Here is a 13,873-nt window from a genome sequence, read left to right as displayed (position 1 = left end):
TCGCTGCTCACCTCTCTTTGCGGAGCTCGCTCAGTAAATCGATGACGTGGCTTTTCATGCTGATCGCCGCTTCCTGGGCTCCGATGCATGCCGGACAGCCGTCAAGGCAAGGGCATTCTTCCACATGCTGCTGCGCTTTGTCGAGCAGGGGCTGCCAGAGATCGTAGATGCGTTCACTGATGCCAATGCCGCCGGGGTAGGAATCATGGATAAAAAATGACGGCATGCCGTTATGCGGCGATTTTACTTGCGGCACAACATGGACATCTCTCCGGTCGCATTGGACAAAGATCGGGATGAACGATTCAATCGCATAAGCGGCGCCTGTCATCGTGTCCGATAGCTCAGAGTCTGAAAAATCTTCCGGCTTCTCGAAGCTTAGCCATGTCGAAGAAGTGTGCAACTCTTCTGCTGGCAGTGAAATCGGGCCGGAACCGATGTTGTCGTGGCTGTCGAATCGGATCTTCTTGAAAATCGTCGGCATCGCAAGAACGGCAATATCTCCAAACTGGACATCTGATGTATTCAGCTTGCGCGTCTTGTCTTCGCTCATCACTTTCAGTTCGACCGCTAAATTCGCATCGGTAAAATAATCCACATCCACTTCACGTACGTACGCTTTCTTTTCTTCCCAATCCAAAATTTCCACTTGGAATTGGGTTCCTTGATGAAGGTAAATCGCTTCTTCGTGCAGCAAAGTCATGGCGCTGAAGCGGTCCATTTCCCCGATGACTTTCGTGTTCGCCGGAATCGATTGGTCGATGATGACCACGTTTTCCTGAGAAGCCGACCGCAGTGAAATGTCATGGGCCGGAAAACGGTCGCTCATCCAATGCCAACGGTCAGAAGTCCGGACAAGCACCCCTTCTTCCTGCAAATATTCCAGCAATTCCTGGACGTCAAATTCCCCGTACTGATCGTCCGTTGAAAACGGCAATTCAAAAGAAGCGCATTTCAAATGATCCATGAGAATGATGATGTTCTCCGGGTGGATTCTCGCTTCTTCCGGCGTCTGGTCCAGCAGATATTCCGGATGGTTGATGATGTATTGGTCGAGCGCCGTGGATTGCGCCACATAGACCACTAACGATTCATCCTGCCTTCTTCCTGCCCGGCCCGCTTGCTGCCAAGCGCTTGCGATATTTCCCGGATAACCGGTCATGATGCACGCTTGAAGCTGCCCGATGTCCACACCGAGTTCAAGCGCATTTGTGGAGACAACACATTTGATCGTCCCGTCGCGCAGCCCTTTTTCGATGGCTCTCCGCTCCGTCGGCAAATAGCCGCCCCGGTAGCCTTTAATGGATTCGTCCTGAAGCTTCGTTTTCGTGATGGCTTTTAAGTAGGTGACGAGCATTTCCACCCGTACCCGGCTCTTTGCAAAAACGATCGTCTGGATATTCTGTTTGACGAGATGCGTAGCCAAGTCCCGGACTTCAAGCACTGCACTTCTTCTCACGCCGAATGTCGGATGGATGATGGGCGGGTTGTAGAAAACGATGTGCTTTTTGCCGGACGGCGCTCCGTTTTGGTCAATCAAAACATGCTCGGTGTTTGTCAGATTCTCCGCCAGTTCTTTCGGATTTGCTATCGTTGCCGATGTACAGATAAACACCGGATCGCTGCCGTAGAATGCGCAGATTCGCTTTAAGCGCCGAATCACATGTGCTACATGCGTGCCGAATACCCCTTTATACGTATGAAGTTCGTCTATGACTATATAATGAAGGTTTTCGAATAATGAAACCCATTTTGTATGGTGCGGCAATATTGCTGAATGGAGCATATCCGGATTCGTGATGACGATTTGGCCCGCTTTTCTGACTTTCGTCCGTATCGCCGGTGCCGTATCGCCGTCGTACGTATACGACAAAATATCCTGCTCCATCTTTTCGATCAAATCATGAAGATCGCTTTTTTGATCCTGCGCAAGCGCTTTTGTCGGGAATAGATAGAGCGCGCGTGCCCCTGGATCGCTTAAAATTTTGTGGATCACCGGCAAATGGTAGCAATACGATTTGCCGGAAGCCGTCGGTGTCACGGCGGTAAACGATTTGCCGCTCACAGCGAGGTCAAACGCTTCGCGTTGATGGGTATATAATTTATCCACCCCTTTTTTCTTAAGCGCTTGTTTTAAGCTATCGTGCATTCCTTCTGGAAATTCTGCATACATCGCCGGCTTTTCCTCTTTCGTATGCCAATGGACGATGCGTTCCATCATATCGGGTTCCGTTTTCCACTCTTCCATCAGTTCGGGAAGCTTTTTTCGTTTAATCATCGCTTTCGCTCTTTTCGTCTATCGCCCGGATGAATGTCTGCAAAGTATACTGGGCAGCCTGTATTGTTTGGAGAAAGCGCTTTTTGCTGGTATCTTTGTAAAAGCTTTGGACAAAAAATTGCGTCATTCCCTCAGCAGCCGTATCGATCTGCGGTTTGTGCACATGCTTTGGCCGCTGCTGCTGTATATAGAGCAGCGACTCCCGCTGCCATTCATTTATCAGTTCATGCCAATGATCGGCATATGGTTTCACATCATTGTAAAAATCCGGTTCGGCATCGCGCTCGCGCATGTCAAAAAACCGGTCCTGGCATTTCCCGCATTCATCGAATAGCGTGGAAGAAAGTTCTCGTACTGTCATAAATCTGCCACCTCCGTTGCCAATAGTTTATCATATTCCTAATAGGCAGACGAATATTATCGAACAGACATTCTTTTCAGTTGGCATTTGGAAGCCATTCCGCTATTATAAGTCTAGCAATTTTTGAAACCTTTCCACAACGGCGTCGTCTAAATCCGTGTGATATGATAGATGGAGTGAGGTGTATCACGATGGCAATAAATTATCCAAACGGAAAAAAGTTCATTCCTTCGAAAGAAAAGCCCGTTGCCAAAAAGAAAAAGGATTTTTCTTTCAGCAACCGGGGTAAAACATTAGAGGATGAATTGAACGAAACGAATGATTATTATTTGCAAAGGGGTCTAGCCGTCATCCATAAAAAGCCGGTGCCAGTCCAAATCGTAAAAGTGGAATATCCGTCGAGGAGTGCAGCGGTTATTCGAGAGGCTTATTTCAGAGCCCCTTCTACCACTGACTACAATGGCGTATGGAACGGCAAATACATTGATTTCGAAGCAAAGGAAACTGAAAATAAAACCTCCTTTCCTTTGAAAAACATCCATGACCACCAAATTCATCATATGGCCCAAGTCGTTAAACAAAAGGGTGTGGCCTTCATGATCATCCGTTTTTCTTCCTTGGAACGCTATTTCATCATCCGCTTTGAAGATCTCGAAGTTTTTTGGAACCGGATGATAACGGGCGGTAGAAAGTCCATCGCCTTGGATGAATTGGAAGCAACTGCAATAGAAGTGAAGCCAGGCGCTTTCCCGCGCTTAGACTACCTGCCTATTCTGCAAAATCTTTAAATGCAAGCATTTACGAAAGTGAGGAACCGATTGTGAGCGAAAAACCAGTTTCGCGTGAACAACGCAGAAAAGCACTCGAACAACAAAAGAAAACAGCACGGAAAAAGCCGGGCCAGAAGAAAAAGAAAGCCTCTTCCGGCGCAAGCTGGATCAAACGGATTGTTTTGGCCGTCGTCTTGATCGGTGTCGTCGGATTGCTATCCGGACTCGGATTATTCGCATATTACGCGAGCAGCGCCCCGGATCTCGATGAAGAATTGCTGCGGGATCCGATCAGCCCTAAATTTTTAGCCGCTGACGGCAAAACGGAAATACCGTTTATGACCGTGGAAGACCGGACCTACGTCAACTACGAAGACATTCCGAAAGAAATGGAAGCCGCCATTCTGGCTACTGAAGACAACCGCTTCTATGAACACTCCGGAATTGATGTCATCCGTTTAGGCGGAGCGGTCTTAGCAAATATCACCGGCGGTTTCGGGTCGCAAGGCGCCAGTACCATTACCCAGCAAGTGATCAAAAACTCGTTTTTATCCAACGAAAAAACATTAAAGCGTAAAGCCCAGGAAGCGTACCTTGCCTATAAACTGGAACAGGAGTACACGAAAGAAGAAATTTTTGAAATGTATTTCAACAAAATCCTGATGTCCGGCAATACGTACGGCTTCGGCACTGCGGCAGAACATTTTTACGGCAAACCCCTTTCTGAATTAGGATTGCCTGAAATGGCCCTGCTTGCCGGCATGCCGCAAAGCCCGAACAATTACAACCCTTTCAACCATCCGGAAGCTGCCGAAAAGCGCCGCAATATCGTGCTTAGCTTGATGGAACAGCATGAGAAAATTACCACTGCCCAAAAAGAAGAAGCCCAAGCAGCACCTGTGACTGAAATGCTGCTGGCTGAAGAAAACCGCCCGAAAGCGCCAACGGGAGAATACACGGCGTTCATGGAAATGGTGCAAAGCGAATTGGAATCATTGAGCGGCGACTACTCGCTTGATGAAGGATTGACCATCTATACCACGCTTGAACCGGATGTCCAAAAAGCAGTCAATGAAACGATGTCGTCTGATTTGTTCTTTGATGACAAAGTCGAATCCGCGATGACGATCGTCGATACCCAAACGGGGGCAATCCGAGCTATCGGAGCTGGCCGCGACTATTCCGGCGATGTCCGCATCAATTACGCAACATCCCGCGACCGCGTTGTCGGATCGACGATCAAACCTTTGGTGGCTTATGGCCCGGCAATCGAATACTTGGATTGGTCGACCGGCCAGCCGATCGTCGATGAACCTTACTCTTATGAAGGCGGTCAGCAAGTCCGCAACGTCGACGGCAATTTCCTTGGCGGAATGACGATCCGCGAAGCGCTTTACCGCTCACGCAACATCCCCGCGGTAAAAACTTTGAAAGAAGTCGGCGCTGAAGACGCCAAAGATTTCGTCCGCAAACTTGGACTGGATATCGAAGTTTTTGAATCGACTGCCCTAGGATCTACTGGCATTTCGACAGTCGATCTAGCCGGTGCATTTGCAGCATTCGGAAATGACGGCATCTACACTAAACCGCATACGATTACGAAACTGGTGTTCCGCGACGGCACAACCGAAGAAGTGGTAAAACCGGAATCGGTTCCGGCAATGAAAGACAGCACCGCTTACATGGTCACAGATATGCTCCGCGATGTTGTCGACTTGAATGTGCCGGGCGCGACCGGCAAAGAAGCGGCTCTTAGCGGCTTGGACCTTGCCGGCAAAACCGGTACATCCAATTACACACAAGAAGACTTAGCGAAATATGGACTTGACTCTTCTTCCGCACCGGACGTGTGGTTTGCAGGTTATACAAGCAAATATTCCGTTTCGGTATGGAGCGGCTACCCTACTCGTGAAATTGGAATTGACACCGCTTCTAACGAGCGTTTATTGGCGCAGCGGTTGTTCGCGAACGCCATGTCGAAAATTTCTTCGAGCGCCGAGACCGATAATTTCAAAAAGCCGGAATCCGTGGTCGAGCTGGAAATTGAAGCAGGAAGTTCACCATTGCGATTGGCTAGTGCATTTACACCTTATAATTTAAGATCTACTGAATTGTTCGTACGCGGCACAGAGCCGACGCAAGTATCCGAAGAATTCGTCCAGGAAGAATTGGATGCCCCGTCCGGCCTCCGCGCTTCTGTAGACGGCCAAACGGCGAATCTGACTTGGAATTACGATATTACGGAAGGCGTCGCATTCGAAGTCGCTGTTGAAGTGGATGGCAATAGTTCCGTATTGACCACAACCGGCGACCGGGCTTATTCCTTCAGCGGCTTGGAAGAAGGCAAAACTTATACGTTCCGCGTTACAGCGGTCAGCGATGACCTCCGAAGCGACCCTGCTTCTGTCGCAGTAGAAGTTGCAGGAGCTCCTGAAGAGGAAATCGAGGAAGAGCCGGTTGAAGAAGAAGAACCGGTTGAAGAGCCGGAAGAGCCAGTTGAAACGCCGGAAGATGAAAATCCGAACGGCAATGACAATGGCAATAGCGATAATGGCAATTCAAACGATAACGGCAACAATAATGGCAATGGCCAAAATAATGGCGATAATGGAAACAATGGAAACGGCGGGAATAATGGCAACGGAAATAGCGGCAATAGCGGCGGCAATGGTAATGGCGAAACGCCTCCTCCACCACCTGAAGACGGTGAAGGCGAAGGCGATGCCAATCCAGCCTCTGTTCCAGATGCAACCCCACCGGAAGAAAATGACCAGCCATAAAAATCAAATCAAAAAGACCGGTCCATCTGATTACCAGATGGGCCGGTCTTTTATTATCGCGCAATTCATCGGCACGCATTCAACTTATGTAAATCATTTCAAAAAACGCCTCAAATTGCATCTTCTTTTAAGTACGTATTTACAAGGAAAAAACATCTTTCTTTTGTCAATTCGCGCACTGTAGAAAGTTGTGCAACGCTTTCAAGCGTCCCATCGGCAAACTCGGCGGCGGCTTCTGCTGCTTGTTGGTCGCGTGCTGAAATCCAATCCAATTGTTTAAGCCGCAGCTCTTCCATTTCTTCTGAACTCAATTGGCTTCGAATTACGCTGTATATTTCATTTAAGGCTTTGTCCCATCGTCTGAGCGATTCTGCCTCACCTGCCTTCAATGCAGCAGTCGAACCATTCTTGTATGAATTTTCGAGTTTTGCAAGGGTCAGATCGATTCGTTCCAGTTCCAGCAAATAATAAGCTTTCGGGTTTTCCTCCACGGTTTCCCGCTCCATCGATTGATTTTCCGGAAGCGAAGGCGCGGACTCCTCTTCTGCCAACTCCGCTGTTTCTGCCGGCGGCTCTTCTTCGCTTGGCACAGCTTCTTTTCCAATAGTGGTGCAGCCGCTCAGCACTCCTAAAGCGACAAACAAATAAATCATTTTTTTCATAACGGCCTCCAACAATACATCATTCCTTTAGTACTGCTTATTCCTAATGAATCAAATATATACAGTTTCCATCAATTTAGCAATTCCATAAAAAACGATACTTTTTTTCTCATCATCGTCTATTATGTACACGGGGAGTGAAATGTATGGAAGAAGAAATTGAACAATTATACCTGGATCACAGTGACCGGGTGTACCGCTATATTTTTCTGCTGATCAGACAGAAAGAAAATGCAGAAGATTTAACGCAAGAAACATTTTATAAAGCGTTTAAAAACTTAAAATCGTTCAACCACCAATCCTCTGTGTCCACTTGGCTGTTGAAAATTGCGCGAAATGTTACGTATGATTTTTTGAGAAGAAAAAAGATGATCCGTTTTTTCAGCATGGATAACGAAGAGGATCATGCTAGCAGCCTTCCCGTTCTTGAAGAAATGGTTGCGCAAAAAGAACAAACGAGCGAATTATACCGCGCGATGAAAACGTTGAAAAAAGACTACCAGGAAGTTTTGCTTCTCCGTAAAATAAACGAATGTTCCATTAAAGAGACGGCTTACATATTGGGATGGACTGAGGCAAAAGTAAAGACAAAGACTTCCCGTGCCCTCGAGTCCTTAAAAAAGGAACTTATCGGAAAGGATGGTGGCTTGCATGGATCCGAACAAACAACTCGATGACTTTTTTCAGCAAATGAAAGATGTCGGCCGGTCTCCTAAAGCGCGCCAAGAAAGTTTGGCGAAGCTGCGGGAACGCCTGCAAAAGAAAAAGAAATTCCATTTGGCCCCGGCCTTCATTTCATTCGGTATGCTGATTGTTGCGGCTCTTCTGTTTTTGACTTGGTCGACCGCCCCTGCTCCGGATGGCCAATCCGGCGTCGGCCCCGAAATGCCATAGAAGAACGCACCATCACCCATGTGTTGAACGAGGAATTTAACGGGCCGAACAAAGAATTTATCAGGCTCAAGACCAATCCCGCCAATGTATTGGGGAAAGGCTCCGCATCTAGCGAAGATTCTGAAGCCGTTTATCTTTATGAATTTCTTGAAAAAACGTATGGACCTTATTTCACATCAAGCGGTTTTGATCAGTTCGTGCCTTACGCTTATTTCTACCATTTGGGCGAAGAGTCTTCTTCTTACCAATTCCGGCTAGGAGCCGTTGAAATCGAAAAAACCCAGGACGCACCGTCCCAATATGAGCTTGAATTTCAAGTTGAATTTACAAATAGCTTCGGCGTTTCCGAGAGCTTCCCGATGATGGGCATGGCTAAATTTGGAGATGGCGGGAAACTTCAGAACATTGAATTTGAAGATCCACAAGGCTTGAGTGTAACGATATTAGAGAACATCTGAAATTTTCCCGCCGTATTCAAGTGTTTTTCTGCTTCTTGCAAGCAGCCGTAAGCTTGGCGTAACGAGCTGCTCAATCGGTCGAGGCATTTCAGCCAGGTAAATTTGGCAGAACAAGAAGTGCAGCTAGCTTTTACAAAACCGCCCTCCATTGTGAAGGCGGTTTTTCAAGCATCATAAAATCTATTAAAGATTCGTAATATCTATAATAGAACCAAATTTTTTTATTGGTTTTCGGCAATCATCAAGTAGAGATCATCCGTCAGAAATTGTTTTTTGATGATTCTCATCCCACTGCCTTCCAGTTTTCTTTCCAATTCTGCATATGTGATGCGAGGAGCTTTTTCATTTGGTGCTCTTTTTGGTTCAAGCTCAAGGCAGACAAGAGAGCCGCCTATTTTCAAAACGTTCCTGAATTGCTGCAAGGTCTCCTCTAGCGGATGTATCTCATGAAGCACTAAAGACGCTACGATATGATCAATTGAAGCATTCGGCAACGGGATGCGATTGCTCTCCCCCTGAATGAGCTGGATATTCGGGATTTGCTGCTCCTCGGCTTTGGTGCGGATCATTTCAAGCATCGCGCCATCGATATCGAGCGCATAAACCGTCCCTTCTACCTTTTTAGCGAGCGGCAGTGTGAAATAGCCGGTTCCGGCTCCGAAATCCAGCACCTTGTCTGTTTTCTGTAGCAGCATCTGGTCCAACAATTGAGCCGGCGAAAACTCAGCCCTTCTAGCCGCACTTTCCAAATAAGCGACTTTTCCATTATGATGATGCGTGTGCTTTGCAAAATTATTTTCCATTAATGCCATCTCCTTCTTTTTCAGCGTACTTTTCTTCTATAAAATCAGCATTTACTCTGAAAGCTGCCAGGCTGCCCTCCGAAGCGGCGATCATCAATTGTGCCGGTCCCTCGGTCGCTGAATCTCCACAGGCAAAAACACCTTCAATTGTCGTGCGTTTCGAAGCATCTACTTTGATCCCGCCTCGGTCATTTAATTCGCAGCCAAGTATTTGTCCGATCGAAGAAGCTTGCTGCCAATCAGGCGTGATGAATCCGCCTGTCCGCTGAACTTTTTCTCCTCCGGCAAATTCGATTTCTTCCAGCTTGCCTGATGTTCCGTGCAACGATTTGATTTTTTCATCCCGGATGGTGATGCCCCGGCTGTTCAAGATCCTTCTTTCTTCACCTGTCAGCATCGCTTTTCCGTTTGTGCAAACGATGAGGTCAATCGTCCAATTCGAAACGAGCTTCGCCATATGGAAAGCCCATTGATTTTCAGAAATGACAGCAAGCGGCTGATCTTTCAGTTCCCATCCGTCACAATAGGGGCAGCTGAATAGGCTTGTTCCGTAAAACGCTTCTATCCGTTCTACAGCCGGCAGAATTTCCTTCATTCCTGTTGCCAATATCAGCTTCCGGGATTGAAAACCGTCTCCGTTTTCCGTTGTTAGGTGAAATAGCCCATTTACCTTTTTGACTTCCTTAACGCGCTGCTTTTCAATCCGTATACTAGGATAACGGCCCAATTCGTGCTGGGCAATTCGTTTCAATTCCTGCGGATCGATGCCATCTCTCGTCAAAAAGCCATGGGCTTCATCCGTCACACTATTTCTAGGCTTTTTGTCATCAAAAAGAATAGCTTTTCTGCGGGATCGGCCAAGGATCAGCGATGCACTCAACCCGGCCGGCCCTCCTCCAACGACTGCGCAATCCAATATCATCTCAACATCTCCTCTGTGCTTTTTTATGCTGCTCAACTTCCTTTATAAGATCCGACAAGCGTTTTCCCTGTAGCTCCCGTTTCATATTCTCCTCTGCTTGCCGCATCGTTTTCTCAATCAGGCAGCCTTCATGATGGATGGTGCAATCAAACAAATTCGCTTCCCCTTCAATTGCCTTGATCACATCAAAAAAAGAAGGGTCGTTTTGATTTCTTGCCAGCTTGTACCCGCCTTTTGCGCCGGGAGCCGATTCAATCAATCCGGCTTTTGTCAGCTTGGTCAAAATTTTCGATAGGTACGTTGGCGACAGCTTCTGCATTTCTGCTAATTCCTGCACTCCTACCGCATTTTCATTAGGCTCTCGCATTAAATGGAGCATCGTATGGAGTGCATAATTGGTAGCATTTGAATACTTCATTCCTGATCCCTCCGATTGATAAAAGACATTACAGACTCTTGTTGTCTTTAATCAAAATAACATTCCCGTTTTGAATTGTCAAAGCCGTTCTTTTTTTTTAGATTATGCGTCTAATTGGAAGCATAAGTTTTTCGATAAAACTGAATCCCACGTGGATTTGTCTTGCCAGGGAACTCTTCGTCGTCGGATCGATTGCTTTTAACGGCAGATTTATCCTACGGCGTCCGCAGCAACGTTAAAATCCATAGTACGAAAAAGACGACTGGAATCCTTTTCCGGTCGTCTTTTACTATCATCTTATATTTTTTATTTCAGCCAGCTGTCCAGAAACTCACTTTGATCTTCTTCGAAGTACCCCTCAAAAAATTGTTTGAATGTTTCGCTGTCGACTTGCTCGTATTGAAATTCGTTATAATAGGCCGATAAAAACTCAAATGCCGCTTCCGCTCCTCCGTTTGCTTCAAAAAACTCCTTGAGAAGCATCGGGATTTTGCCATAAATAGTGGAATAATAAGCCGTCTCCTCAAAATCGTCCAATGGAATATTGGCGTATCTTTCTGTCGGATAGGCCTCTTCTGCAAACGCAGCATCGCGAAATCCGCTGTCAGCATCCCCGTTCTGATCGCTGATGTACAGTGCGCTGGTGAACTCCGTCAGGCTTTCATCAAGCCAAGACTCCCTGAAAGGGTCATTCGTGACGAGATAATAAAACCATTGATGGGCTATTTCATGGATCAGCACCGACTCCAGCGCTTCTCGCTCTGACGCCACTTCAATAACGTTCGGATATTCCATATAGCCGTCATTTGCGATAATATCCAATTCCCGGTTCGGATTATCGCCAATCCGTTCTTCAAAGTAACTGTAGGCGTCTGCCGCCATTTCTGCCGTCGTCTCAAGGATTCCCGAGCCAGTTGGCACAAACACCCGCAGCTCTGTGTCATCGGCTTGGATCCTTTCTGTTTCCCATTCCTCCGGATCCAGGAGGGCCATATAGAAATCCTTGATGTTTTCGCCTTCTACTGTGCCGGAATCGGCTGGGGCAATTTGGCCGTCTTCTGCAGAAGTGGCGACCAAATATTCTTTCGGCAGCCGGTAGCTCACTTTATACTTTCCATATCCCGTATCATAGGATTCTCCTTTTGGATCATAATCTTCGATCACCCAGCCATCTTTATAAATCCCAAGCATCGGGTACCAATGAGCCAAATAATAATTATTTTCCACTTGGGATAACCGCATGCCGTACTCTGGCAGACGCATTTTGTAATTGATTTCCACTTCGACGGTCGATTGCGGTTCCAAGCTTTCTTCCAAATCTACCAGCAATTCGTTGTTGTCTAATTGATAGTCCGCTTTTTCTCCATTAACTGAAATCGAAGAAATCTTAAGCGCTGCATCTCCGTATTCATAAAATGGGGTCTCTGCTGAATTCATCGCATTGGGCACCAAATAAAAGCCGACATCCTTTAAAGATTTTTCAGATGAATTGGCCACAGTGATCGCGGCATTGACATTGATTGTGTCTTTTTTGTCCATCACCAGTTTCAGATCATAGCCTGCACCAATCTTTTCAGGCTTTCCGTGTTTATGGCAGCCGCTCGCGCACCATCCATTGGCTGCAAACAACAGCACACTTCCTGCAACTATAATAGCTGCTGCAACTCCTATCCATTTCTTCATGCCATTTCTCCATTCGTCTCTATCGCTCCATTCAGTCTATCATGAACAATTCAAAATCGGACCATTCAATCTTAATATTTTCCGCAAGTGAATATCGAATCAACTAAAAAAGACCTGCTGAATTTTCAGCAGGCCTTCCATTTTAGGACCCGTTTTTTAATCGAATCCTCTTCGAAGCTATTTTCTTGTTCATTTCAGAAAACAATTCATCCAGTTGCCGAAAAGCGGCATAATTATTTGGCCGCTGTGCGATAAACTGGATCCGCTCCTTGCCATTCATCGGGATGACTTCGCCGTTGCAATGGGCAAGCAACTCTTTCAACAGGTCCAATCCTTGCAGCATCAACGGAGCTGTCCCGCTGCTGCGCTTTTGGTGCAGGCTTGAAAGTTCTTCGGCTAAGGCAGCCCATTGGTCAAAATACGGCGAAACGGATTCTTTAGTTAACTTCTGTGATAATTTCACGCTTGACCAATCCTTTGTTTTCCCGTTTCTTCCCTTCTCTACAGCGTTCGAACAACGGGCAGATATGGCAGCCGGGGTTTTGGGATTTGCAATGGTAGCGGCCAAAAAAGATGATTTGATGATGGGTTTTCGACCAATCTTCGGCTGGCGTCTTTTTCATGATCGTTTCTTCCACTTGAAGCGGGTTGTCTTTCCAACGGTTCAACCCAAGCCTTTTCGCGACGCGTTCGACATGAGTATCGACCGCTAAAGCGGGTATGCCAAAAGCAACCGACACGACCACATTGGCCGTTTTGCGCCCGACTCCCGGCAGCGTCATCAGCAAGTCTCGGTCTGGCGGAACTTCACTCCCGTACTCATCGATGAGGATCCCGCTGAGGGCTTGGATATTTTTCGCCTTGTTCCGGAAAAGGCCGATGGAGCGGATGTCCTGTTGAAGCTCTTCTAACGGAACGGCTGCATAATCTTCCGGCGTTTCGTATTTCTGAAAAAGCGTCGCTGTGACTTTATTGACCAGCTTATCGGTGCACTGGGCAGACAAAAGCGTCGCAATCAGGAGATCGAACGGATTCCGGTGAATCAATTCGCAATGCGCATCCGGGAACATCCGATCCATTTCTTCCAGGCAAAGGAGCCATTCTTTTTTCGTCATCAATTGCATTCACCTACTAATTCCGTTCCTCCAACCAATTGTAGAATTGAACTTTTTTGGTGGTGCTGGCTGCTGGCTGAAGCTGGATATTTTTCTCTCTGAATGATGTTGCATGGCGTGACACTTCCATCGACGTTTTGATGTTTTTCTTTTTCCATTCAAACAGAATGCGGTCCACATAGCGAAGGCTGATCTTTTGGGAAATGACCGCTTCTTTTAACGCCATGCGGATAATCGCAGGGCTATGGCCGTCCTGGTCCATCCACATCGAAATCGTTTCAATTTCCATCGGCGAAAGAAAGCGGCCGAATTCCTGTTCAAACAACTGGAATACTTCGCCTTCCAATGCCTTTTGGGAAAGTTCTTTTTCTTCCTGTTTTTCTTTATAGACGCAGTCCAATAAACGTTCCCATAGAGGCTGCAAGGAAATATGCTCCGTAATCAATTCTTTGTCATTGTCCTGTTCAATGGCCAAATAGCCTTGCTGCATCAACTTTTGAATCATTGTGGTTACGTGGTTTTGAGAAGTCATCATGCGGCTGCCAATTTCATCCGGCGTCGGAAATGGATTTCCGGCTTCCAGAAAAGCATGGACATGCATGATAAGCATGGCTTCCTCATCCGTGATTTTCAATTCTTTATAGAATCGAAAAAAAAGCTGGGAAATGGCAACATTTCCCTGCTCGATCCAAGTTTGCAGTCGATCCGGCTGTTTCATATCCCAACCAC

Annotated in this window: 15 protein-coding genes; 5 read left to right on the top strand and 10 right to left on the bottom strand. The window is 46.8% G+C overall.

Features of this window, described 5'->3' with window-relative positions; translation table 11 throughout:
* Positions 1-7: 7 nt before the first annotated feature.
* Positions 8-2,278 (bottom strand): DEAD/DEAH box helicase, encoded by a 2,271-nt coding sequence (locus BN1080_RS07620; RefSeq protein ID WP_052651434.1) that lies wholly within the window; start codon positions 2,276-2,278, stop codon positions 8-10.
* Positions 2,271-2,639, bottom strand: a complete 369-nt coding sequence (locus tag BN1080_RS07615) for a YppE family protein (RefSeq protein ID WP_052651433.1) — start codon at positions 2,637-2,639, stop codon at positions 2,271-2,273. The genes BN1080_RS07620 and BN1080_RS07615 overlap by 8 nt, the downstream gene beginning before the upstream one ends.
* A 191-nt stretch (positions 2,640-2,830) precedes the next feature.
* Between BN1080_RS07615 and recU the strand changes: the two genes are divergently transcribed.
* The gene (gene recU, locus BN1080_RS07610) at positions 2,831-3,427 is read left to right on the top strand and encodes a Holliday junction resolvase RecU (RefSeq protein WP_052651432.1); all 597 of its coding nucleotides are present in this window, start codon (positions 2,831-2,833) and stop codon (positions 3,425-3,427) included.
* Between the two features lie 32 nt (positions 3,428-3,459).
* The gene (locus BN1080_RS07605) at positions 3,460-6,189 is read left to right on the top strand and encodes a penicillin-binding protein 1A (RefSeq protein WP_110925599.1); all 2,730 of its coding nucleotides are present in this window, start codon (positions 3,460-3,462) and stop codon (positions 6,187-6,189) included.
* Between the two features lie 110 nt (positions 6,190-6,299).
* Here BN1080_RS07605 and BN1080_RS07600 read toward each other — a convergent pair whose 3' ends face one another.
* Positions 6,300-6,851 carry a lysozyme inhibitor LprI family protein gene (locus BN1080_RS07600; RefSeq protein ID WP_052651431.1) on the bottom strand — a complete coding sequence of 184 codons (552 nt, stop codon included), beginning with the start codon at positions 6,849-6,851 and terminating at the stop codon, positions 6,300-6,302.
* A 146-nt stretch (positions 6,852-6,997) separates the two neighbouring features.
* Between BN1080_RS07600 and BN1080_RS07595 the strand changes: the two genes are divergently transcribed.
* The 3 genes from BN1080_RS07595 to BN1080_RS07585 are packed head-to-tail and all read left to right on the top strand — an operon-like array spanning position 6,998 to position 8,203.
* The gene (locus tag BN1080_RS07595) at positions 6,998-7,528 is read left to right on the top strand and encodes an RNA polymerase sigma factor (protein WP_052651430.1); all 531 of its coding nucleotides are present in this window, start codon (positions 6,998-7,000) and stop codon (positions 7,526-7,528) included.
* The gene (locus BN1080_RS07590) at positions 7,503-7,745 is read left to right on the top strand and encodes a Med9 domain-containing protein (RefSeq protein ID WP_052651429.1); all 243 of its coding nucleotides are present in this window, start codon (positions 7,503-7,505) and stop codon (positions 7,743-7,745) included. Before BN1080_RS07595 ends, BN1080_RS07590 begins: the two co-directional genes overlap by 26 nt.
* 20 nt (positions 7,746-7,765) lie before the next feature.
* Positions 7,766-8,203: a hypothetical protein gene (locus BN1080_RS07585; RefSeq protein WP_052651428.1), complete on the top strand. Its 438-nt coding sequence runs from the start codon at positions 7,766-7,768 to the stop codon at positions 8,201-8,203.
* Positions 8,204-8,424: 221 nt separating this feature from the next.
* Here the strand turns inward: BN1080_RS07585 and BN1080_RS07580 are convergent, their stop codons facing one another.
* The 7 genes from BN1080_RS07580 to BN1080_RS07550 all read right to left on the bottom strand — a co-directional run bounded on the left by BN1080_RS07580 (position 8,425) and on the right by BN1080_RS07550 (position 13,862).
* A complete protein-coding gene (locus BN1080_RS07580; RefSeq protein WP_052651427.1) occupies positions 8,425-9,006 on the bottom strand; it encodes a class I SAM-dependent methyltransferase in 582 nt (193 codons plus the stop codon).
* Complete coding sequence (locus tag BN1080_RS07575; RefSeq protein ID WP_052651426.1) at positions 8,996-9,928, bottom strand: NAD(P)/FAD-dependent oxidoreductase; 933 nt, start codon at positions 9,926-9,928, stop codon at positions 8,996-8,998. The genes BN1080_RS07580 and BN1080_RS07575 overlap by 11 nt, the downstream gene beginning before the upstream one ends.
* A gap of 1 nt (position 9,929) precedes the next feature.
* On the bottom strand, positions 9,930-10,346 hold the full coding sequence (locus BN1080_RS07570) for an Rrf2 family transcriptional regulator (RefSeq protein WP_052651425.1): 417 nt from the start codon (positions 10,344-10,346) through the stop codon (positions 9,930-9,932).
* Between the two features lie 306 nt (positions 10,347-10,652).
* On the bottom strand, positions 10,653-12,029 hold the full coding sequence (locus BN1080_RS07565) for a M1 family metallopeptidase (RefSeq protein WP_052651424.1): 1,377 nt from the start codon (positions 12,027-12,029) through the stop codon (positions 10,653-10,655).
* Between the two features lie 142 nt (positions 12,030-12,171).
* Positions 12,172-12,492, bottom strand: coding sequence for a YpoC family protein (locus BN1080_RS07560; RefSeq protein ID WP_052651423.1), 321 nt, complete (start codon positions 12,490-12,492; stop codon positions 12,172-12,174).
* Complete coding sequence (gene nth, locus BN1080_RS07555; protein WP_052654474.1) at positions 12,467-13,147, bottom strand: endonuclease III; 681 nt, start codon at positions 13,145-13,147, stop codon at positions 12,467-12,469. Before nth ends, BN1080_RS07560 begins: the two co-directional genes overlap by 26 nt.
* 13 nt (positions 13,148-13,160) lie before the next feature.
* Positions 13,161-13,862, bottom strand: coding sequence for a DnaD domain-containing protein (locus BN1080_RS07550; RefSeq protein WP_052651422.1), 702 nt, complete (start codon positions 13,860-13,862; stop codon positions 13,161-13,163).
* Between the last annotated feature and the right edge of the window lie 11 nt (positions 13,863-13,873).

The sequence above is a fragment of the Planococcus massiliensis genome (assembly GCF_000821325.1).
GTDB classification, from domain to species: Bacteria; Bacillota; Bacilli; order Bacillales_A; family Planococcaceae; genus Planococcus; species Planococcus ruber.
This window is presented reverse-complemented; position numbering and strand designations above follow the sequence as displayed.

Coding starts and splice junctions, on each gene's coding strand:
- BN1080_RS07595 (WP_052651430.1), top strand. CDS start 6,998: ATGGAAGAAGAAATTGAACAATTATACCTGGATCACAGTGACCGGGTG.
- BN1080_RS07580 (WP_052651427.1), bottom strand. CDS start 9,006: ATGGAAAATAATTTTGCAAAGCACACGCATCATCATAATGGAAAAGTC.
- BN1080_RS07620 (WP_052651434.1), bottom strand. CDS start 2,278: ATGATTAAACGAAAAAAGCTTCCCGAACTGATGGAAGAGTGGAAAACG.
- BN1080_RS07570 (WP_052651425.1), bottom strand. CDS start 10,346: ATGAAGTATTCAAATGCTACCAATTATGCACTCCATACGATGCTCCAT.
- BN1080_RS07565 (WP_052651424.1), bottom strand. CDS start 12,029: ATGAAGAAATGGATAGGAGTTGCAGCAGCTATTATAGTTGCAGGAAGT.
- BN1080_RS07575 (WP_052651426.1), bottom strand. CDS start 9,928: ATGATATTGGATTGCGCAGTCGTTGGAGGAGGGCCGGCCGGGTTGAGT.
- BN1080_RS07615 (WP_052651433.1), bottom strand. CDS start 2,639: ATGACAGTACGAGAACTTTCTTCCACGCTATTCGATGAATGCGGGAAA.
- BN1080_RS07600 (WP_052651431.1), bottom strand. CDS start 6,851: ATGAAAAAAATGATTTATTTGTTTGTCGCTTTAGGAGTGCTGAGCGGC.
- recU (WP_052651432.1), top strand. CDS start 2,831: ATGGCAATAAATTATCCAAACGGAAAAAAGTTCATTCCTTCGAAAGAA.
- BN1080_RS07590 (WP_052651429.1), top strand. CDS start 7,503: ATGGATCCGAACAAACAACTCGATGACTTTTTTCAGCAAATGAAAGAT.
- BN1080_RS07550 (WP_052651422.1), bottom strand. CDS start 13,862: ATGAAACAGCCGGATCGACTGCAAACTTGGATCGAGCAGGGAAATGTT.